20 protein-coding genes and 1 tRNA gene are annotated in these 21310 nt (G+C 57.9%); 15 read left to right on the forward strand and 6 right to left on the reverse strand.

Going from position 1 to position 21310, the window contains the following annotated elements:
* The first annotated feature begins 101 nt into the window (after window positions 1-101).
* The 5 genes from ACR0AP_RS12030 to cobO all read left to right on the forward strand — a co-directional run bounded on the left by ACR0AP_RS12030 (window position 102) and on the right by cobO (window position 4051).
* Window positions 102-542 carry a 6,7-dimethyl-8-ribityllumazine synthase gene (locus tag ACR0AP_RS12030; RefSeq protein WP_480506918.1) on the forward strand — a complete coding sequence of 147 codons (441 nt, stop codon included), beginning with the start codon at window positions 102-104 and terminating at the stop codon, window positions 540-542.
* A gap of 125 nt (window positions 543-667) precedes the next feature.
* The gene (gene aroC, locus ACR0AP_RS12035; RefSeq protein ID WP_480506919.1) at window positions 668-1768 is read left to right on the forward strand and encodes a chorismate synthase; all 1101 of its coding nucleotides are present in this window, start codon (window positions 668-670) and stop codon (window positions 1766-1768) included.
* Window positions 1752-2414, forward strand: a complete 663-nt coding sequence (locus tag ACR0AP_RS12040; RefSeq protein ID WP_480506920.1) for an HD domain-containing protein — start codon at window positions 1752-1754, stop codon at window positions 2412-2414. Before aroC ends, ACR0AP_RS12040 begins: the two co-directional genes overlap by 17 nt.
* A gap of 45 nt (window positions 2415-2459) precedes the next feature.
* Complete coding sequence (locus ACR0AP_RS12045; RefSeq protein ID WP_480506921.1) at window positions 2460-3395, forward strand: DMT family transporter; 936 nt, start codon at window positions 2460-2462, stop codon at window positions 3393-3395.
* 56 nt (window positions 3396-3451) lie between these two features.
* Window positions 3452-4051 (forward strand): cob(I)yrinic acid a,c-diamide adenosyltransferase, encoded by a 600-nt coding sequence (gene cobO / locus ACR0AP_RS12050; protein WP_480506922.1) that lies wholly within the window; start codon window positions 3452-3454, stop codon window positions 4049-4051.
* A 34-nt stretch (window positions 4052-4085) separates the two neighbouring features.
* Here cobO and ACR0AP_RS12055 read toward each other — a convergent pair whose 3' ends face one another.
* The 4 genes from ACR0AP_RS12055 to ACR0AP_RS12070 form a co-directional block, all read right to left on the reverse strand.
* A complete protein-coding gene (locus ACR0AP_RS12055) occupies window positions 4086-4292 on the reverse strand; it encodes a hypothetical protein (RefSeq protein ID WP_480506923.1) in 207 nt (68 codons plus the stop codon).
* A 172-nt stretch (window positions 4293-4464) separates the two neighbouring features.
* Window positions 4465-4830, reverse strand: a complete 366-nt coding sequence (locus ACR0AP_RS12060; protein ID WP_480506924.1) for an SPW repeat domain-containing protein — start codon at window positions 4828-4830, stop codon at window positions 4465-4467.
* Window positions 4831-4941: 111 nt separating this feature from the next.
* Window positions 4942-5892, reverse strand: a complete 951-nt coding sequence (locus ACR0AP_RS12065; RefSeq protein ID WP_480487834.1) for an AraC family transcriptional regulator — start codon at window positions 5890-5892, stop codon at window positions 4942-4944.
* A 109-nt stretch (window positions 5893-6001) separates the two neighbouring features.
* On the reverse strand, window positions 6002-6868 hold the full coding sequence (locus ACR0AP_RS12070) for a branched-chain amino acid aminotransferase (protein ID WP_480506925.1): 867 nt from the start codon (window positions 6866-6868) through the stop codon (window positions 6002-6004).
* Between the two features lie 159 nt (window positions 6869-7027).
* On the opposite strand from ACR0AP_RS12070, the gene ACR0AP_RS12075 reads away from it, so the two are divergent.
* From ACR0AP_RS12075 to dxs, 6 genes are all read left to right on the forward strand, one after another.
* Entirely contained in the window at window positions 7028-7540 is a 513-nt protein-coding gene (locus ACR0AP_RS12075) for a MarR family winged helix-turn-helix transcriptional regulator (RefSeq protein ID WP_209598920.1), read from the forward strand.
* Entirely contained in the window at window positions 7537-8238 is a 702-nt protein-coding gene (locus tag ACR0AP_RS12080) for a response regulator (RefSeq protein ID WP_209506983.1), read from the forward strand. The genes ACR0AP_RS12075 and ACR0AP_RS12080 overlap by 4 nt, the downstream gene beginning before the upstream one ends.
* 68 nt (window positions 8239-8306) lie before the next feature.
* Window positions 8307-9233 (forward strand): histone deacetylase family protein, encoded by a 927-nt coding sequence (locus tag ACR0AP_RS12085; protein ID WP_480506926.1) that lies wholly within the window; start codon window positions 8307-8309, stop codon window positions 9231-9233.
* Window positions 9230-9472, forward strand: coding sequence for an exodeoxyribonuclease VII small subunit (locus tag ACR0AP_RS12090; protein WP_267363166.1), 243 nt, complete (start codon window positions 9230-9232; stop codon window positions 9470-9472). The genes ACR0AP_RS12085 and ACR0AP_RS12090 overlap by 4 nt, the downstream gene beginning before the upstream one ends.
* Window positions 9473-10339, forward strand: a complete 867-nt coding sequence (locus tag ACR0AP_RS12095) for a polyprenyl synthetase family protein (RefSeq protein WP_480506927.1) — start codon at window positions 9473-9475, stop codon at window positions 10337-10339.
* 16 nt (window positions 10340-10355) lie between these two features.
* Entirely contained in the window at window positions 10356-12284 is a 1929-nt protein-coding gene (dxs, locus tag ACR0AP_RS12100; RefSeq protein WP_480506928.1) for a 1-deoxy-D-xylulose-5-phosphate synthase, read from the forward strand.
* A 133-nt stretch (window positions 12285-12417) separates the two neighbouring features.
* Here dxs and ACR0AP_RS12105 read toward each other — a convergent pair.
* Window positions 12418-12504 (reverse strand) — tRNA-Leu (locus tag ACR0AP_RS12105).
* Between the two features lie 201 nt (window positions 12505-12705).
* On the opposite strand from ACR0AP_RS12105, the gene ACR0AP_RS12110 reads away from it, so the two are divergent.
* On the forward strand, window positions 12706-13689 hold the full coding sequence (locus ACR0AP_RS12110) for a complex I NDUFA9 subunit family protein (RefSeq protein ID WP_480506929.1): 984 nt from the start codon (window positions 12706-12708) through the stop codon (window positions 13687-13689).
* Here ACR0AP_RS12110 and ACR0AP_RS12115 read toward each other — a convergent pair whose 3' ends face one another.
* Window positions 13690-14493, reverse strand: a complete 804-nt coding sequence (locus tag ACR0AP_RS12115) for an undecaprenyl-diphosphate phosphatase (protein ID WP_480506930.1) — start codon at window positions 14491-14493, stop codon at window positions 13690-13692.
* A gap of 231 nt (window positions 14494-14724) precedes the next feature.
* On the opposite strand from ACR0AP_RS12115, the gene ACR0AP_RS12120 reads away from it, so the two are divergent.
* Genes ACR0AP_RS12120 through gltB form a run of 3 tightly spaced genes read left to right on the forward strand, consistent with a single transcriptional unit; the run spans window position 14725 to window position 21149 of the window.
* The gene (locus ACR0AP_RS12120) at window positions 14725-16158 is read left to right on the forward strand and encodes an NAD(P)-dependent oxidoreductase (protein ID WP_480506931.1); all 1434 of its coding nucleotides are present in this window, start codon (window positions 14725-14727) and stop codon (window positions 16156-16158) included.
* Between the two features lie 24 nt (window positions 16159-16182).
* Entirely contained in the window at window positions 16183-16620 is a 438-nt protein-coding gene (locus ACR0AP_RS12125) for a GFA family protein (RefSeq protein ID WP_480506932.1), read from the forward strand.
* Window positions 16617-21149, forward strand: a complete 4533-nt coding sequence (gltB, locus tag ACR0AP_RS12130) for a glutamate synthase large subunit (RefSeq protein ID WP_480506933.1) — start codon at window positions 16617-16619, stop codon at window positions 21147-21149. Before ACR0AP_RS12125 ends, gltB begins: the two co-directional genes overlap by 4 nt.
* Window positions 21150-21310 lie beyond the last annotated feature (161 nt).

The following is a 21310-nucleotide window of genomic DNA, read 5'->3' on the forward strand; positions in this document are numbered from 1 at the left end:
TCGTGATCGCCTTGGGTGACGTGTCATGCCGGGCTGGCAGCGAAAAGTGGGAACCGGTTCTCGCGACTGCCAGCAGGCCACCAAACTGAAAGGAGATCATGATGACACACACCCGCTATGCTTTTGTCAAAGCCAACTGGCATTCCGATATTGTTGACCGCGCGCTCGACGGCTTCCTCGAACTCGTCCCCTCGGAACAAGTCGATGTCTACGACGTTCCCGGCGCGTTCGAGATGCCCCTGCTGGCCCGTGATCTGGCCCGGAGCGGGCGCTATGCCGCCGTCGCCTGCGCTGCCTTTGTCGTTGATGGCGGCATCTACAGGCACGACTTCGTTGCGCAGGCCGTGGTCGATGGCCTGATGCGCGCCGGGCTTGATACAGGGGTTCCTGTCCTTTCGGTCTCGCTGACCCCGCACCAATATCAGGAAACCAATCATCACAATGCGATCTACCGCGACCATTTCGTACAAAAAGGGCGCGAAGCGGCTCAGGCCGCGCTGATGATCTCGGAAACCCGTGCGAAAGTCGCACAGGCCGCCTAATCTTCATCTTTTCGAAAATACTCAAAATCGCCGCCCGACGGGCGGCGCTCAAACCGTCAACGGCCAAATCCGCTTGAGGCCGGGGGCCTTGCCCGCTAATCACGATCCGCAAAGGAGCACGCCCCATGTCGATGAACAGCTTTGGCCATCTTTTCCGCGTCACCACCTGGGGTGAAAGCCATGGGCCCGCCTTGGGCGCCACTGTCGACGGTTGCCCGCCGGGCGTTGCGATTGACGAGGCGATGATCCAGCACTGGCTGGACAAGCGCAAACCGGGGCAAAACAAGTTCACAACGCAGCGGCGCGAACCGGATCAGGTCAAGATCCTTTCTGGCGTGTTCGAAGGCCAAACTACAGGCACGCCCGTGCAACTGATGATCGAAAACACCGATCAGCGCTCGAAAGACTACGGCGACATCATGGACAAGTTCCGTCCGGGCCATGCCGATATCACCTACTGGCAGAAATACGGCATCCGCGATTATCGCGGGGGTGGGCGCAGTTCAGCCCGGGAAACCGCGTCGCGCGTGGCCGCGGGTGGACTGGCGCGCGAGGCCATCCGGCAGATTGCGCCGAATGTGCAGATCACCGGCTACATGACCCAGATCGGTCCGCACAAGATCGACCGCGCCAAATTCGACTGGGCGCAGATTGAACAGAACCCGTTCTGGGCGCCTGATGAACAGGCGGCCGGGGATTGGGCGACCTATCTGGATGACCTGCGCAAATCCGGCAACTCGGTCGGTGCCGTGGTCGAGGTTGTGGCACGCGGTGTCCCGGCAGGGCTTGGGGCACCGATTTACGCCAAGTTAGACACTGATCTTGCGGCCGCGATGATGTCGATCAACGCCGTCAAGGGAGTCGAGATCGGCGAAGGCATGGCTGCCGCCGAACTGACTGGCGAAGCCAATGCCGACGAAATCTTCATGGGTCAGGATGGCCCGCAATACAGTTCAAACCACGCAGGCGGGATTCTGGGCGGCATCTCGACCGGACAGGACATTGTCGTGCGCTTTGCGGTCAAGCCAACCTCTTCGATCCTGACCACCCGCAAAACCATTACAAAATCCGGTGAAGAGACCGAGATCATCACAAAAGGCCGTCATGACCCCTGTGTTGGCATCCGCGCTGTCCCTGTCGGTGAGGCGATGATGGCCTGTGTCATCCTGGACCACCTACTGCTGCACCGTGGTCAGATCGGAGAAAACCGTGGACGGATCGGCTGATCTGCGCGCGCGTTTGCGTGCCGTTGTCGCGCAACGTATGGAAACTGATCCGGCCCATGACCTGGCCCATCTGGATCGTGTTTGGACCAATGCTCAGGCCATTGCAGACGCTCAGGCGGACATCCCCGTCCTGTTGGCAGCCTGTTATCTTCATGATCTGGTCAACCTACCCAAGAATGACCCGAACCGACTGTTTGCCTCACGCCAGTCAGCGGCTGAATCAGGGCCTATTCTGGCAAAATTGGGCTTTTCCGGCGATCAGGTTCAGGCCGCGCAACATGCGATAGCGGCCCATAGCTTCTCGGCCAACATCCCACCCGAAACGCTCGAGGCCCGGATCCTACGGGATGCGGATCGCCTTGACGCCTTGGGGGCCATCGGGATTGCGCGCACATTTTCTGTATCGGGTGCTTTGGGTCGTGTCCTTTATGATCCGGCTGACCCATTCGCAGAGGCGCGCCCGCTGGACGATCTGCGGTATTCGATTGATCACTGGAAGGTCAAACTGCTGACCCTGCCGGACGATATGCTGACGGATGCCGGCAAACAGATTGCGCAGGCGAGGGTGGGCCGAATGTTTCAGTTCCTTGAGGATTTTGCAGCGGAAATCGGCGCATCGATCCCGAACTCGTGGACCATCACCTGATCCACCCCGTTGATCTTTTTTCTGCAAAGGCGCAGGGTCGCGCCGATGACAAAACCCTTAACATCGCATCGACCTTTGCTGGCTGTGGCGCTGAAGCTTGGCGCGCTGTTCCTTTTCACGTCGATGTCGGCGCTGGTCAAAGCCTTATCTGACGAATTCCCGCCGGGCCAACTGGTGTTCTTCCGGTCCCTGTTTGCTATTCCGGTCATCATTCTGTGGCTGATCGCGCGCCGAGAGCTGGCGCAAGGCTTTGTCGTCAAGAAACCCATGGGTCATTTCTGGCGCGGTGTTCTGGGCACCAGCGCCATGGGGCTGACATTCACCGGCCTTAGCCTGCTGCCGCTGCCCGAAGTCACTGCAATCGGTTACGCCACACCGATTTTCACCCTGATTTTGGCCGCAGTGATGCTGGGTGAGCGCATTCGTATGATTCGCATCGGTGCCGTGGCACTTGGGTTGCTGGGCGTGATGATCATGATCTGGCCCCGACTTGGCACCACTCAGATGGAAACGGCTGCGACCATCGGGGCGCTGTGTGTACTGGTTGCGACCTTTGCCCGGGCTTTCGTGCAGATCCACATCCGACAACTGGTCAAGGTCGATCACCCTGCTGCAATCGTGTTCTATTTCTCGCTGACAGCGACGCTGCTATCAGCCCTGACGGCCATCTGGGGATGGACAATGCCAACTCTGTCTCAGGCTCTAATACTGATCACCATGGGGTTAATTGGCGGAGTAGCGCAGATTTTGGTCACGTCCTCGTATCGCTTTGGACAGGCATCGATGCTGGCACCTTATGACTATGCAACAATGCTCTTTGCGATTGTGATCGGTTATTTCGTGTTTGATGAATTGCCTACCGTTGCGATCCTGATCGGGGCCGCATTGGTGATCGCAGGCAATGTTGTTGTGATCTGGCGCGAACACCAGCTTGGGCTGGAGCGTGGCAAGGCGCGTTCTGTCACGGACCCCAAAGCGTGACTTTACCTTTTGCATTCTTTCCCTAGGTTGGGCCGGACAATCAAAGAGGTTCCCCAATGAGCGACGCGCAGGATCACAAGGAAAAGATGCAAAAGGTGCAGGCCCAGCACCGCAAGAAGGTGTCCGAGGCTGTTGATCCCGAACGCGGCCTTGTTCTGATCAATACCGGCAAAGGCAAAGGTAAGTCATCGGCGGCCTTTGGTGTGGTCATCCGCGCGCTTGGTTGGGGTCAGAAGGTCGCCGTGGTGCAGTTCATCAAGGGCAAGTGGAAAACCGGCGAGCGCCGTTTCTTCGAAGAACGCGATCTGGTCACCTGGAATACGATGGGTGAGGGGTTTACCTGGGATACACAAGACCGCGAACGCGACATTGCAGCCGCCAATGCCGCCTTCGACAAGGCTTGCGCCCTTATGGCAAGTGGCGAATTCGATCTGGTGGTTCTGGACGAGATCAACATCGCGCTTCGCTATGAATATCTCTCGGTCGAGCAGGTGATAGACGGGCTGAACGCGCGTTCGGACAAGACGAGTGTGTTCCTGACGGGCCGCGACGCGCCGCAGGCGTTACGTGATTATGCAGATCTGGTCACCGAAATGACCGAAGAAAAGCATCCGTTCCAGGCGGGAATCAAAGCCCAGCGCGGGGTGGATTTCTGAACCTTGCAACAGCGCAGCCTAAACTGCTGCGCTGCTATCCTCTGCCGCTAAGCACAGTTTCAAAGATATATCGCAACGACTTGCGTTGATGGGCGGTGCCTTGTGCCCGGGCTTCTTCAGCGGTTGCGGTGTCCCGGTTCTGGCGGTCGGCATAGGCGCAATAGTCGCCTTCGCAACAACTGCAACCGCACGCAACCAGCGCATCATGTTGGGCTATGATTTCGTCAAGCGTGTCTGTCATCTGTGACCTCACCCCGCGCTGGGATAAATCTGATGAATTCAGTCAGCTTTTTCAAGTAAATTCACCCGACCGGTCGACGCGCTTCTCTGCTCTGAGCCGCCGATTTCCAAAACAGGCAGCTCAGCTTTTTCGGTAGTATTTGGACAAAGTTGCCAGTGCTGAGGCACAGTGCTCAGGCAGCGACTTCCTGCTCGGGCGCGCTGAGCGAGATGACGAGAACCACAGCCGCACCGTTCAGCCAGTAGAACGCCGCATCCAATCCTGAAAACCCCAGTACACTGGGTGCAAACAGAAAGGTGATGCCGACAATCAGGTCCACAGCTAGGTGAAATTTGTAGGGTAGAACGCGCCAAATTCCCAGATGATGGTCTGTCAGAACCGTCAGGACAAAGGCGGCGACGCCGGTGACTACCGAAAGCCACAGCGCCAGCGGGCTGGATTGACCCAATCCCAGCAGGAATGGCAGTGTCATCAGGGCAATGGCAACCGGGTAGTCCAGATACGCGTGGACAGAGCGGGTAACGAAACGCAGGGACATAAGATTTTCCTCTTTTCAATCAGTGATGAAAGAAAGATAGAAAGCCTGACCCGAACGCTGAATTCTCGATCGTTTCAAAAATCTTGCAGATCGTACAGAATTCTTGGCGTATTAGTGCATGGACCTGTATGCGGCTGGTGACAAGCCGACCTGCTTCTTGAAAACACGGGAAAACGCGGCCTCAGAGGCATATCCAACTTCGGCTGCTGCATCTGCGACGTTCCATCGTGCCTCTGTAAGGCCATGGCACGCAATCTGCATGCGCCAGTCGGTGAGGTATTGCATCGGCGTCGTGCCCATCTTCTGGGCAAACAACTGAGAAAAGGCTGTGCGCGACATGCCGGATTCGCGTGCCAGTGCCGCAACGCTCCAGTCTTGCGCTGGCGCTTGGTGGAACGCCGTCAAAGCGCGTGAGATGCGCGTATCCGCAAAGCCCGCAAGGGCGGTGTCCTGGGGGCTTTGCCGTTCCAGATAGGTTCGGATCGCCTGCGCAAACAGAACTTCGGACAGCTTCAGCGCAATCAGATCGCCGCCAATACGGGCCCCAGACACTTCGGATCCGATCATGCGCAGGGTCGATTCCATCCACGATCCGGCCTCTTCACCATAATTCTCGATCAGGATGTAGGGTGGCAGGCGGTCGATCAGCATATGCCCGGTGCCTTTTCGCCCTGCTGGGCCGGTGAAAGAAAAATGGCCGCAGATCAGTTGCGTGTCCCGGTCCTCGTCTGCACCGCCATAGACAAGGACGCCATCGCCCTTGTAGCCGGCAATCTCAAGAACCTGTTCCAGAGGAAGCGCATCCGGTGGCCTGACCTCGGCACACAACAACGCATGTGGCGCCCCATGAGGGATCAGGATCAGATCCCCCTGCCGCAGCCTCAACGTTTCTCCGGTGGATGAGACATGGACCTTGAGCTCACCCCGTTGAACAAAATGAAACCGCGCGACGTTTTCGAATTCCGGCACCTGAATACCAAATGGTGGTGTGAACGAGGTGCGGAAGTAGAACGTGCCACGCAGGGACAGACGGGTGAGAATATCGCTGAGAAGATCCAACATGCGGTGAAGATACGGGAACTGACCCGATCGTCCAGATCACGGAACGCTTTGCACGACAATTTGCACGATCTGCAACAAAAACCCCGCCGAAGCGGGGTTTTGCAAGTTATTACGAGCGGACCAGTTTTTCGTAATCTTCTGCGATTTCGCGGGTCAGGTCGCCGACTTCGAAAGTGTAATCTCCGATTTGCCCGACCGGAGTGACCTCGGCGGCGGTTCCGGTCAGCCAGCACTGTTCGAAATCAGCCATTTCTTCGGGCTTGATGCGCCGCTCATGCACAGTGATGCCTTTATCCTTCAGCATCTGAATGACGGTCTGACGGGTGATGCCGTTCAGGAAGCAATCCGCCAGCGGGGTGTGAACCTCTCCATCCTTGACGAAGAACACGTTGGCACCTGTTGCCTCGGCCACGTAACCACGCCAGTCCATGAACAGCGCGTCCGAGCATCCCTTGGCTTCGGCCTTGTGCTTGGAAATGGTGCAGATCATGTAAAGGCCCGCTGCCTTGGCGTGGACCGGGATGGTTTCCGGGCTGGGGCGTTTCCATTCGGCGATGTCCAGTTTTGCGCCCTGCATCTTGGCGTCGCCGTAATAGGCGCCCCAGGGCCAGACCGCGATGGCCATCCGTACCGGGTTGCGGGCCGACGCCACGCCCATGTCTTCGCCAGACCCGCGCCAGACCAATGCGCGGACATAGGCGTCCTGAAGGCCACTGGCTTTCAGGGTCTCTTCCTTGGCCGCTTCAATCTGATCGACGGTGTAAGGCATCGGCATGTCCAGCGCCTCGGCGCTGGCGATAAGACGTTCGGAATGTTCGCGGCTTTTGAAAATCTTGCCGTTATAAGCCCGTTCGCCCTCGAACACGGATGAGGCATAGTGCATTGCGTGGGTCAGAATATGCACATTGGCATCGCGCCAGGGCACCAGCTTACCATCCATCCAGATGACACCGTCACGATCATCATACCCCGCCATGCGAAACCTCCTGAACCGGGTTAAATTTCCGATTGTTGCGCTACTTAGGTCCGATGCGGACACAATGTTGCGCAAAAACTGCGATTCGATACCGCTCCGCCCTTGGAATGTCAATAACGCTGACATAAAGTCAAACCCGAGTAACGAATGAGGCATGATATGTCCGAAATCCGCCCAGCCCCGCGATATGGGGGCGAAAGCCTGTTGTTTTTGACGGATGAACAGTTGCGGCAGGGGATCGAGGCCATGTTCTTTGCCTATCGCGGCTTTACCGCGGATCCTGATCGTATCCTGTCCGAGATGGCCTATGGCCGCGCCCATCACCGCGCGATCCATTTTATCAACCGTGCGCCGGGCACCACGGTGAACAATTTGCTGGCGATCCTCGGGGTTACAAAACAGTCTCTGAACAGGGTTCTTCGGACATTGATCGAGGATGGTCTGGTGGAAAGCCGGGTCGGAACCGTGGACAAACGCGAACGGCACCTATTTCTGACGGAAAAGGGCGAAACGTTGGAGGCCACGTTGTCAGATGCGCAACGAACAAGAATGCGCGCAGCCTTCAAGGATGCCGGTCCCGAGGCCGTGGCCGGGTTTCGCAAAGTACTTGAAGCAATGATGGATGCTGATATGCGTCATGCCTATACGAAATTGCGGGATACGAGTTCATGAGCGAAATGGATGCCCATCTGCTGATTGTTGATGATGACGAACGCATTCGCGATCTGCTCAAGAAATTCCTGATGCGAAACGGGTTTCTGGTGACAGCGGCACGGGATGCGGCCCATGCGCGGCGGGTTCTGTCGGGATTGGATTTCGACATGATCGTCATGGATGTGATGATGCCGGGCGAAGATGGCGTCAGTCTGACCAGATCACTGCGTGACACCCATACGACACCGATCCTGTTGTTGACCGCCAAGGGCGAGACCGAGCATCGGATTGCAGGGCTTGAAGCCGGGGCGGATGATTATCTCGCCAAACCTTTCGAGCCGAAAGAGTTGTTGCTGCGGATCAATGCGATCCTGCGCCGAATGCCGGAAACCCCGGCCGAGGAAACAGCGGCGAAGATCCTGCATCTTGGTCCCATCCGGTATGACATTGAACGTGGTGAAATGTGGCAGGGCGAAATGCCGGTCCGCCTGACGGCAACCGAAAGCCAGCTGATGAAAATTTTCTCGGCCCAACCTGGCGAGCCGATCAGCCGTGCAAAACTGGTGGAAGATCTGGGCCGGGATAAAGGACAGGCGCAAGAACGTGCCGTGGACGTGCAGATCACCCGCCTGCGCCGGAAGATCGAACAGGACCCGAAACAGCCCCGGTATCTGCAGACAGTCCGGGGCGCAGGCTATATGCTGGCACCCGATTGAATGAGCCGCTGCGCGGCGATTAATGCCTTCGGCGAGGATATTTTTAGCCAGATGAAGATGGGATCCCGATGAAAACCGCCCTTTTGACACATGCCGATTGCCTTGGACATGTCACACCCCAGGGTCATCCGGAACAGGTGGCGCGGCTGGAGCATATCCTGCACGCGCTGGAAGGGCTGGATCTTAAGCGCGTGACCGCTCCGCTGGCGGCAGACGATGATTTGCTGCGTGTTCATCCCGAAAACCATATCCGCGACATCAGATCGTCGCGCCCTTCTGACGGGTTTGCGCAAATTGACGGGGACACCTTCATGTCACCGGGTTCACTTGATGCGGCCTATCGCGCGGCGGGTGCGGCGGTGCGGGCTGTTGATCTGGTTTTGGGCGGTGAAGCGTCGAACGCCTTTTGTGCCATTCGCCCACCGGGGCACCATGCCGAAGCCGAGAAAGCCATGGGGTTCTGCCTGTTTGGCAACGCGGCGCTTGCTGCGAAACACGCACTGGATTACCACGGGCTAAAGCGGGTCGCAGTGGTCGATTTCGACGTTCATCATGGCAACGGTACGCAGGACCTGCTGTGGGATGAAGATCGGGCCCTTGTGATCACAAGCCAGCAGATGCCTTTATGGCCCGGATCCGGCCGCCCGGACGAGACAGGCGCTTACGATAACGTTCTGAACATCCCGCTGGCCCCGGGCACCGGCGGGGCTGAGATGCGTTCCGCCTATGAAACGCAGGCCTTTCCGCGCCTGCGGGCATTCCGGCCGGAGTTGATCATCATCTCGGCCGGGTTCGATGCGCATCAGGACGATCCGCTGGCCAATCTGAACTGGTCGACTGGCGATTTCGCCTGGATCACGGCAGAGCTGTGCGGGATAGCCGATGAGGTGTGTCAGGGCCGTATCGTCTCGACTCTGGAGGGCGGGTATGATCTGAACGCACTGGCCGAGGCGACACGCGCCCATGTGGAAGAACTGATAAAGGCAGCACGATGACCGATACCCCAGTTGAGCAGATGACATTCGAGCAGGCCATGAAAGAGCTTGAGACCGTGGTTGGTCAGCTTGAGCGCGGCGACGTGGCGCTGGATCAGTCGATTGCGCTGTATGAACGCGGGGCCGCTTTGAAAAAGCGTTGCGAGGACGAGTTGAAGCGGGCCGAGGAAAAAGTGGCCGCGATCACTCTGGACGCGAATGGCCAACCGACCGGGACCACACCTGTCGAAGGTCAGTAAATGTTTCAGGAAAGACTGGCGCAGGACGCGGCGCGCCTTCAGGATCATTTTGACCTGATAATGGGCGCGCTGGACGATCTGGATGTGACACGGGCAATGGCCTACGCCACCCGGGGCGGTAAACGGCTGCGCGGGTTTCTGGTTCTGGAAAGTGCGCGCCTGCACCAAATCGACGAGTCCCGCGCGATCTGGCCCGCGACCGCGATCGAGGCCCTACACGCCTATTCGCTGGTTCACGACGATCTGCCCTGCATGGATGACGACGATCTGCGGCGCGGACGCCCCACGGTGCATGTGAAATGGGATGAAGGCACGGCTGTACTTGCCGGGGACGCGCTGCAAACACTGGCCTTTGAGCTGTGTACCCGGCCCGAGGTTGGAGATGCAGGCGTTCGCGTTGATCTGGCACTGACACTGGCCAGGGCAAGCGGTGCGCAAGGTATGGTTTTGGGGCAGGCGCTTGATATCGCGGCGGAAACCGCTTCTGAGCCTCTGACGCTGAATGCGATAACACAGCTTCAGGGCGGCAAAACGGGCGCTTTGATCGAATGGTCCGCCTGTGCGGGTGCGCGTCTGGCGAAAGCGGATCCAGAGCCCTTGCGCCAATATGCCCGAGCCCTTGGTCTTGCTTTTCAGATTGCAGACGACATCCTTGATATTGAAGGTGATGCGACAAAGGCAGGCAAACGTCTTCAGAAAGATGCGGATGCGGGAAAGGCCACTTTCGTATCGCTTCTGGGTTTGGATGCTGCCAGAACCCGCGCCAGTGAACTTGCTGATCAGGCCTGTGCCGCACTGGACGGGTATGGCCCAACGGCAGAAACCTTGAAGGAAGCCGCTCGCTTCGTTATTGCCCGGGACAGCTAAGCCAGGAACGCGCCAAATGTCTGACCGCCCCAAAACGCCCCTGCTGGACCTTGTGAACCGCCCCGCCGATCTGAAGCGGTTCTCGGACGCGCAGCTGCATCAGGTTGCGCAGGAATTGCGGGCCGAGACGATTTCGGCGGTTTCTGTGACCGGCGGGCATCTGGGCGCGGGTCTGGGTGTTGTGGAACTGACAACCGCGCTGCACGCTGTTTTCGACACGCCGCGCGACAAGATCATCTGGGATGTGGGCCATCAGTGCTATCCGCACAAAATCCTGACCGAACGGCGCGACCGCATCCGCACGCTGCGCATGAAAGATGGCCTGAGCGGTTTCACCAAACGAAGTGAAAGCCCCTATGACCCGTTTGGCGCCGCGCATTCCAGCACCTCGATCAGTGCTGCACTGGGTTTTGCCGTGGCGCGTGATCTGGGCGGTGTAACCCCTGAAGGGTTGGGCGACGCCATTGCCGTGATCGGTGATGGATCGATGTCCGCAGGCATGGCCTTTGAGGCGATGAACAATGCCGGTCACCTGAAGAAACGCCTGATCGTCATTCTGAATGACAATGAAATGAGCATCGCCCCCCCTGTTGGTGCCCTGTCCAGCTATCTGTCCCGAATCTACGCCGAGGCGCCATTCCACGATCTGAAAGCCGCCGCAAAGGGCGCTGTTTCACTTTTGCCCGAACCGTTCCGCGAAGGGGCCAAACGCGCTAAGGAAATGCTCAAGGGCATGGCCGTGGGCGGAACGCTGTTTGAAGAGCTCGGGTTTTCCTATCTCGGGCCTATTGATGGGCATGACCTGGATCAGCTGTTGCCGGTTCTGCGCACCGTCAAGGCGCGGGCAACCGGGCCGATCCTGATCCACGTCTTGACCAAGAAGGGCAAAGGGTACGCACCAGCCGAACAGGCCCGCGACAAAGGCCACGCGACAGCCAAATTCGATGTGGTTACGGGCGAGCAGAAAAAGGCCCCTTCAAACGCGCCTTCTTACACGTCTGTCTTTGGCAAGGCTCTGGTGGATGCGGCCGCGCGCGATGACAAGATCGTTGCGGTGACTGCCGCGATGCCAGATGGTACCGGGTTGGGCCTGTTTGCCGAACGGTACCCGTCACGCTGTTTCGATGTGGCAATTGCCGAGCAGCACGGCGTGACCTTTTCCGCCGCGCTGGCCGCAGGCGGGATGAAGCCATTCTGCGCGATGTATTCGACCTTTCTGCAGCGGGGATACGATCAGGTTGTACATGACGTTGCAATCCAGCGCTTGCCCGTTCGGTTTGCCATCGATCGCGCAGGTTTGGTGGGGGCTGACGGTGCCACCCATGCCGGGTCGTTCGATATTGCCTATTTGGCCAATCTGCCGGGCATGGTCGTCATGGCCGCCGCGGATGAGGCGGAATTGTTGCACATGGTGGCAACCGCTGTCGCGCATAATGAAGGGCCGATTGCCTTCCGCTATCCGCGCGGTGAAGGTGTTGGAGTGGACTTGCCCGAACACGGTGAGGTACTGGAGATCGGCAAAGGCCGCATGATCCGAAAAGGCGCGCGCGTCGCACTTTTGTCTTTTGGCACGCGGCTGGCTGAAGTTCAGAAAGCAGCCGAGTCTCTGACCGCCAAAGGCATTAACCCAACCATAGCCGACGCCCGCTTTGCCAAGCCGCTGGATCGCGACCTGATCCTGGACCTGGCTGCGGATCATGAGGCGTTGATCACCATCGAAGAAGGCGCTGTTGGCGGGTTTGGCAGCCATGTGGCACAGCTTCTGGCGGATGAAGGTGTTTTTGACCGGGGTCTGAAATACCGCTCGATGGTCTTGCCTGATATTTTCATCGATCAGGCCAGCCCTGCAGATATGTATGCCGTTGCAGGTATGAATGCCGAGCAGATCGAAGCCAGGGTTTTGGATGTTCTGGGCGTGGCCTCGATCGGTGAAAAGCGCGCGTAATTCCGGCGCTGCGTTATCCGTATTTTGTTGCACCGATCTTCATAGGTACGGCGCTGGAAAGACGGCTGGATGCAGTGCGTTTCCGATACGAGTACTAAGTACCTTTTAAACGGACAATTTTGTTTGGGAGTTTTGGTGCCCAGGAGAGGACTCGAACCTCCACGTCCATACGGACACTAGCACCTGAAGCTAGCGCGTCTACCAATTCCGCCACCTGGGCAGGTGTCGTGGAGCGGCGTTTAAGCTGACTGGCGGGGGGCGTCAACCGGATTCTGAATGAATTTTGAAAGTTTTTTGAATTCGGTTTTCGAACTGAGAATTTGGCCTGAATATTTCATGACCGGCGCGGCGAATTAGTGCCTTGTTTGGCTGGCCTGCGGGCGTTAGTTCTAGGGCGCAATTTCTCAGCAGGAGCCCTCTCATGTCGAAACTGGTGACGATTTATGGCGGATCGGGATTTGTCGGCCGCTACATCGCGCGGCGCATGGCGAGTGAGGGGTGGCGTGTGCGGGTGGCTGTACGACGCCCGAACGAAGCCATGTTCGTGAAACCCTACGGCGCCGTCGGACAGGTTGAGCCTGTGCTGTGCAATATCCGCGATGACGCCTCGGTCGCGCTGGCGATGCAGAGCGCCGATGTCGTGGTGAACTGTGTGGGCGTGCTGAACGAACTGGGCAAGAACGCGTTTGATGCAGTTCAGGCCGAAGGAGCCGAACGTATCGCGCGGCTTGCAGCCGAGCAGGGTATCGAACGGATGGTTCACATCTCGGCGATTGGTGCAGATGCAGGTTCAGCCAGCGAGTACTCTCAAAGCAAAGCGCAAGGCGAAGCAGGTGTTTTGAAGCATATGCCCAATGCCATGATCCTGCGCCCCTCGGTTATCTTCGGAACCGAGGATCAGTTCTTCAACCGTTTCGCCGGGATGACCCGCATGGGTCCGTTTCTGCCGGTGGTTGGTGCCGAGACCAAATTCCAGCCCGTTTACGTGGATGACGTGGCCCAGGCAGCGGTCAAAGGCATTCTGGGGCAGGCTGAGCCGGGCGTGTACGAGCTTGGCGGACCGGAAGTGAAAACCTTCCGCGCCCTGATGCAGCAGATGCTTGAAGTTGTCCACCGGCGGCGCATCATTGTCGGCCTGCCGTTTTTTGCTGCCCGGATTATGGCGGGTGTGCTGGATATCGCAAAATTCGTCAGCTTCCAGCTGTTCCCGAACAACATTTTGACCCGCGATCAAGTCAGGAATCTGCGTCATGACAACGTGGTATCTGACGGGGCCAAGTCCTTTGCGGACCTAGGCATTGCGCCGACCACTCTGGAATCGGTGCTGCCGGAATATCTGTGGAAGTTCCGCCCGTCGGGGCAGTATGATGACATTCAGAACTCTGCGAAAAACCTGCGTATCTGATCAGCTGTAGGCCATGAACAACAATGCTGCGCCCAGAATGACGCGGTAGATCACATAGGGCGTAAAGCTGACACTGCGCAGCAGTCGCATCATAAGGCTAAGCGCCAATAGTGCTGAGACAAAAGCAAATGCCGCGGCAATGGCCCCATCCCGGGCCAGTCGCGCATCAGCGTCGCGTATCACATCCAGTGCAAGCAGTGTGCCAGAGGCCAGAATGGTTGGGATTGACATCAGCATGGCAATCCGCGCGCCGTCTTCTCTGGTATAGCCCAATTGACGTGCCCCTGTAATGGTGATCCCGGACCGCGATGTTCCGGGGATCAGCGCAAGAACCTGCCACAGCCCCATGACGAAAGCATCGCGAATACCCCAATCAGACGCCTCTTTCTTTTGGGGGCCTTTCTGGTCAATCCAATAAAGCAGCAGGCCAAAGCCCAGCATCGTCCACCCGATTACAGCGATCGAACGCATGGCCTCGCTTAACCCGGTCAGATGCAGAATCAGACCTGCAATCACGGTTGGAAGTGTCGCAATGATCAGACCAAGAGCCAAACGGGCCTGCGGCGTATCTGTCCGGCCGGTCAGGGCGCGCGGCACCCCGGCAAGAGCCTGCTTCACATCCGCCCAGAAATACAGAACGACCGCTCCAAGGGTTCCCACGTGCACCGCGATGTCTATGGCCTGACCCTGATCCTGAAGGCCCGACAAGTTCGGCAGCAGGATCAGGTGACCCGAAGACGAAATGGGCAAAAACTCAGTTATTCCCTGAATGATTGCCACGAGAATCAGGTGGAAAAGACTCATCTGCCCTGCCGTGCTGCCGCCACGTTTTTTATGTGGTGTATGGCTATAAGGGTGGTGGGGAAAAGGAAAGTCTTCATATAGGTCCGAATCGTACCTAAAATTCCTTTAAGAATTCACAGATTTCGAGTGAGCGGGTGGAAAATTCTCACAATAGGTCAGCATATATGACTTTTCATCCGTTTGCGCATCGCATAAAGAAATCCAACCAAGCCAATTCATGGAGTCTGACCCGTGGCCAAGCAACCGATGCTGAAATTTGTGCAGATCGACCGCGTCATGCCGGAAAAGCGTGCCGCCAATGACCGCAGAGAAGACTTTAACGAAATTTATGCCGAGTTCGCTGCCGAGAAAGCAGCAGAACAGGCCAGCCGTTGCAGTCAATGCGGTGTGCCCTACTGTCAATCGCACTGCCCGCTGCATAACAACATTCCCGACTGGTTGCGGCTGACTGCAACCGGACGGCTGGAAGAGGCTTACGAAACCAGCCAGGCGACAAACACCTTCCCCGAGATTTGCGGCCGCATCTGCCCGCAAGACCGTTTGTGCGAAGGAAATTGCGTGATCGAACAATCCGGCCACGGAACGGTCACCATCGGCACGATCGAAAAGTACATTACCGACACGGCGTGGGACAAAGGCTGGGTCAAACCAGTGGTCCCTGCGACAGAGCGCCGTGAAAGCGTCGGCATTATCGGTGGCGGGCCGGGTGGTCTTGCCGCGGCGGACATGCTGCGTCGGGCCGGTGTTCAGGTCACGGTCTATGACCGCTACGACCGTGCGGGTGGTCTGCTGATGTATGGCATTCCGGGCTTCAAGCTGGAAAAAGAAGTCGTCCAGCGGCGTAACGACCTGTTGGCGGACGGCGGTGTCGAGTTCGTATTGAACTGCGACGTGGACGCCGCAAAATTCGCTGAAATTCACGCAAAGCATGACGCCATCATCATCGCAACGGGCGTTTACAAGTCGAGGGATCTGTCCATGCCGGGCAGTGGTCTTGCCGGGATCGAGAAGGCAATCGATTTCCTGACCGCATCAAACCGTAAAAGCTTTGGTGACACTGTTGAGGATTTCGACAACGGACGGCTGAATGCCGAGGGCAAGAAGGTTGTCGTGATCGGTGGTGGTGACACCGCGATGGATTGTGTGCGTACGTCGATCCGTCAGGGCGCGACATCGGTCAAATGCCTGTACCGTCGTGACCGGACAAACATGCCGGGTTCGCAGCGCGAGACACAGAACGCCGAGGAAGAAGGCGTGGTATTCGAATGGCTCAGTGCACCGAAGGGATTCACGGGCGACGACAAGGTTTCCGGCGTGATGGTGCAGAAGATGCGTCTGGGTCAGCCCGATGCATCTGGTCGCCAGGCCCCCGAAGTGATCGAAGGCGCGGATTATGTCGAGGACGCCGATCTGGTGATCAAGGCATTGGGTTTTGAACCTGAAGACCTGCCCACCTTGTTCGGGCAGCCCGACTTGCCTGTCACCCGATGGGGAACGGTCAGGGCAGCATTCCAGACCGGGGAAACCGAAATGGAAGGTGTGTACGCGATCGGGGACATCGTGCGCGGTGCCTCACTGGTCGTATGGGCGATCCGTGACGGGCGCGACTGCGCTGACGCGATCATCGACCGGTTCAACGCCAAAACTGCCGTGGCGGCGGAATAACCCCAGTTTTCAGGAGGGTTCGAAATGTCGGAACTTCAAGGCCAATGCATGTGTGGTGCGGTCACAGTCACCGCCACCCCTGTACGGGATGCTCTGGGGGCGTGTCACTGTGATCAATGCCGTCGGTGGACCAGTTCGATGCTGGTGACCTTTCAGGCGAAAGAAGGCTATGCCGCGCTGGGCCCGGTCAAGACATTTACCTCGTCCGACTGGGCAGAACGTGCTTTTTGCGGCGATTGCGGATCCTCGCTCTGGTATCGGATCACGCTGCCGGGTGAGATGCACGGACAGACACAAATGGCGGCTGGCCTGTTTGAAAATGCGACAGGTAACCCGCTGAAACTTGAACTTTATATCGACAAAAAGCCCGAGGGATACGCGTTCGCAGGTGAACGTCGGCAAATGACCAAAGCCGAGGTCGAAGCCATGTATTCCCCCTCTGACGAAGGAGACAGCCAATGACCAAATATGATGCCGATTGGGTGCGGGCAGAAGAAGCAAAACGCAAGTGGATGGCCGAAAATGGTCTCTATTCCGAGGCAGAAGAGCATTCTTCGTGCGGTGTGGGCCTTGTTGTGTCCGTGGATGGCAAACGGTCGCGCAAGGTGGTGGATGCCGGGATCGATGCCCTGAAAGCGATCTGGCATCGTGGAGCCGTGGACGCGGATGGCAAGACCGGCGATGGCGCGGGCATCCATGTGCAGATTCCGGTTCCCTTCTTCTATGATCAGGTTCGCCGCACGGGTCATGAACCAAAGCTGAATGAACTGATTGCTGTTGGTCAGGTTTTCCTGCCCCGCACCGATTTCGGCGCGCAGGAGCGGTGCCGGACCATCGTCGAAAGCGAAGTTCTGCGTATGGGTTACTACATCTATGGCTGGCGACACGTGCCGGTCGATGTGACTTGCCTTGGGGAAAAGGCCAATGCAACCCGACCCGAGATTGAGCAGATCCTGATCTCGAACTCCAAAGGTGTGGACGAAGAAACTTTCGAGCGCGAGCTCTATGTCATCCGCCGCCGCATCGAAAAAGCGGCCTTGGCGTCGGGCATTTCAGGTCTTTATCTTGCGTCGCTGTCCTGCCGGTCGATCATCTACAAGGGTATGATGCTGGCCGAACAGGTCGCTGTATTCTATCCCGATCTCATGGACGAACGCTTTGAATCGGCATTCGCGATTTACCACCAGCGTTATTCGACCAACACGTTTCCGCAATGGTGGCTGGCGCAGCCATTCCGCATGCTGGCCCACAACGGCGAGATCAACACCCTCAAGGGCAACGTCAACTGGATGAAAAGCCATGAGATCCGGATGGCCAGCGGAACCTTTGGTGACTATGCAGAAGATATCAAGCCAATCATCGCAGGTGGTTCGTCAGATTCTGCCGCATTAGACTCGGTTTTCGAAGTGCTGGTTCGCGCAGGACGGTCGGCCCCGATGGCGAAAACCATGCTGGTTCCGGAAAGCTGGTCCAAGCAGGCGGTCGAACTTCCGCAAGCGTGGCGCGACATGTATTCCTACTGCAACTCGGTGATGGAGCCATGGGATGGCCCGGCCGCGCTGGCGATGACGGATGGGCGCTGGGTCTGCGCCGGCCTGGACCGGAATGGGCTGCGCCCCATGCGGTACGTTGTGACTGGCGATGGCCTTGTCATCGCAGGATCCGAGGCCGGAATGGTGCCGATCAACGAAGCTACCGTGACCGAAAAAGGCGCGTTGGGGCCGGGTCAGATGCTGGCGGTCGACATGAAAAAGGGCAAGCTGTACCGCGATACCCAAATCAAGAACAAACTGGCCCGCGCGCTGCCATTTGGCGAATGGGTTGGCAAGATAAACGATCTGGACGAAACGCTTGCGGGTGTGGCCGAAGCGCCGATCTTTGCGGGTGGCGAGTTGCGAAAGCGCCAGATTGCTGCGGGATACTCGGTGGAAGAGCTGGAACAAATCCTTGCTCCGATGGCGGAAGACGGCAAGGAAGCCTTGGCATCGATGGGTGATGATACGCCCTCGGCTGTTTTGTCAAAACAATACCGCCCGCTCAGCCATTTCTTCCGTCAGAACTTCAGCCAGGTGACCAACCCGCCGATCGACAGCTTGCGTGAATACCGCGTGATGTCGCTGAAAACCCGGTTTGCCAACCTCAAGAACGTGCTGGATGAAGACAGCAGCCAGACCGAGATCGTGGTTCTGGAAAGCCCCTTTGTCGGTAACGCGCAATGGGACAAGCTGGTTGAGAACTTTGATGCGCCGCTGGCGGAAATCGACTGTACCTTCGAGGCTGGTCAAGGCGCATTAAGCGCGGCTTTGACCCGTATCAGAGCCGAATCCGAAGAGGCGGTGCGATCCGGTGCCGGGCATATCGTCTTGTCTGATATGCGGTCGGGCGAGGATCGGATTGCGATACCAATGATCCTCGCGACCAGCGCTGTGCATTCTCATTTGACACGTCAGGGTTTGCGGACCTTCTGTTCATTGAACGTCCGTTCGGCTGAATGTGTGGATCCGCATTACTTTGCCGTTCTGATCGGCTGTGGCGCGACTGTGGTGAACGCCTATCTGGCCGAGGATTCTTTGGCTGACCGTATCGACCGCGGTTTGTTGGACGGAACCCTGACAGAGAACGTCGCGCGCTATCGCGAGGCGATCGATCAGGGCTTGCTGAAGATCATGGCCAAGATGGGCATCTCGGTCATTTCGTCTTATCGCGGTGGTCTGAACTTTGAGGCCGTTGGCCTCAGCCGTGCCATGGTGGCCGAGTATTTCCCCGGTATGACCAGCCGTATCTCGGGCATAGGCATCAAAGGTATTCAGGCCAAGGCCGAGGAAATCCATGGCAAGGGCTGGAGCAGCGGTCTGGATGTGCTGCCCATCGGTGGTTTCTACAAGGCGCGGAAATCGGGCGAGACCCACGCGTGGGAAGCGACCTCGATGCACATGATGCAGATGGCCTGCAACAAGGCCTCGTATGAGTTGTGGAAGCAGTATTCGGCCAAGATGCAGTCGAACCCGCCAATTCATCTGCGCGATCTGATGGATTTCAAACCACTGGGCAAGCCGGTGCCGATCGAAGAGGTGGAATCGATCACCTCGATCCGCAAACGCTTTGTCACACCAGGTATGTCGCTGGGCGCATTGTCGCCCGAAGCGCATAAGACACTGAACGTGGCGATGAACCGGATCGGTGCGAAATCCGATAGCGGCGAAGGTGGCGAAGATCCGGCTCATTTCGTGCCGGAGCCCAATGGCGACAACCCTTCGGCCAAGATCAAACAGGTGGCTTCAGGCCGGTTTGGCGTGACCGCTGAATACCTCAACCAGTGTGAGGAGCTTGAGATCAAGGTCGCTCAGGGTGCAAAACCCGGCGAAGGTGGTCAGTTGCCGGGCATGAAGGTCACCGACCTGATCGCGCGCCTGCGCCATTCGACCAAGGGCGTGACTCTGATCTCGCCGCCGCCGCACCACGATATCTATTCGATCGAGGATCTGGCGCAGCTGATCTACGACCTGAAGCAGATCAACCCGCGCTGCAAGGTGACGGTCAAGCTGGTTGCGTCCTCGGGCGTCGGCACGATTGCTGCCGGTGTGGCCAAGGCGAAAGCGGATATTATCCTTATTTCGGGTCACAATGGCGGTACAGGCGCGTCGCCTGCGACCTCGATCAAATATGCCGGTCTGCCGTGGGAGATGGGTCTGACCGAGGCGCATCAGGTTCTGGCAATGAACAACCTGCGGGATCGCGTCACCCTGCGGACCGATGGTGGCCTGCGCACCGGGCGCGACATTGTCATGGCCGCGATGATGGGGGCCGAGGAATACGGCATCGGTACCGCCGCGCTGATCGCAATGGGCTGTATCATGGTGCGTCAGTGTCAGTCGAACACTTGCCCGGTGGGCGTGTGCACGCAGGATGAATCCCTGCGCGCCAAATTCACCGGCAATGCGGATAAGGTCGTCAATCTGATCACCTTCTACGCGCAGGAAGTGCGCGAGCTGCTGGCCAGTCTCGGCGCGCGTTCGATTGATGAAATCATCGGTCGGGCCGATCTGCTGGCTCAGGTCAGCCGTGGGTCCGCTCATCTGGATGATCTCGATCTGAACCCGCTGCTGATCACTGTCGATGGGGCACATAACATCATCTACAACCGCGACAAAGAGCGCAACGCGGTGCCGGATACGCTGGACGCCGAAATCGTTCGCGATGCTGCCCGGTTCCTGAAGGATGGTGAAAAGATGCAACTGTCTTATGCGGTGCAGAACACACACCGGACCGTTGGAACCCGTGTGTCCAGTCATATTGTGCAGAATTTCGGGATGCGGAACACCTTTCAGGACGACCATCTGCATGTGAAGCTGCAAGGCTCGGCCGGGCAATCTCTGGGAGCTTTTGCGGCCCCGGGTCTGAAGTTGGAAGTGTCGGGCGATGCCAATGACTATGTTGGTAAGGGCCTGTCCGGCGGCATGATCGTCGTACGCCCACCACAGGTCAGCCCGCTGAAAGCAGATGACAATACGATCATTGGCAATACGGTTCTTTATGGGGCCACCGACGGGTACCTGTTCGCGGCCGGTCGCGCCGGTGAACGGTTCGCGGTCCGGAACTCTGGCGCCAAGGTTGTTGTCGAGGGGTGCGGTTCCAACGGGTGTGAATACATGACCGGCGGTGTCGCCGTTATCCTTGGAGCGATCGGAGCCAACTTTGGTGCAGGCATGACAGGCGGAATGGCCTATCTGTATGATCCCGAAGGCAAGGCCGAGGCGCTGATGAACAGGGAAACGCTGGTCACTTGCCCGGTCACTGTGGACCACTGGGAAGAGCAATTGAAAACGCTCATCATGCGCCATGCTGCTGAATCGCAAAGCCGCAAGGCTGCTGATATTCTTCAGCATTGGGATGTGGAAAAAGGCAACTTCCTGCAGGTTTGCCCAAAGGAAATGCTGAACAAACTCAGCCACCCGCTGAGTGTTGAAGCCAAAGCAGTTCCGGCGGAATAAGCCGAAACCTTTTGTCTCTCAAGGCCCCGCGTGTCATTTGCACCACGCGGGGTTCGTATGTTAACGACGTTTCAGTGCAGGTCTTGCCCGTTTATCCGAAAATCGCCAATCTTTCTTCACACTCAGGCGACAATCATGGGCCGAACTAGGCACCAGATGAT

The organism is Ruegeria sp. AF7 (genome assembly GCF_056541885.1).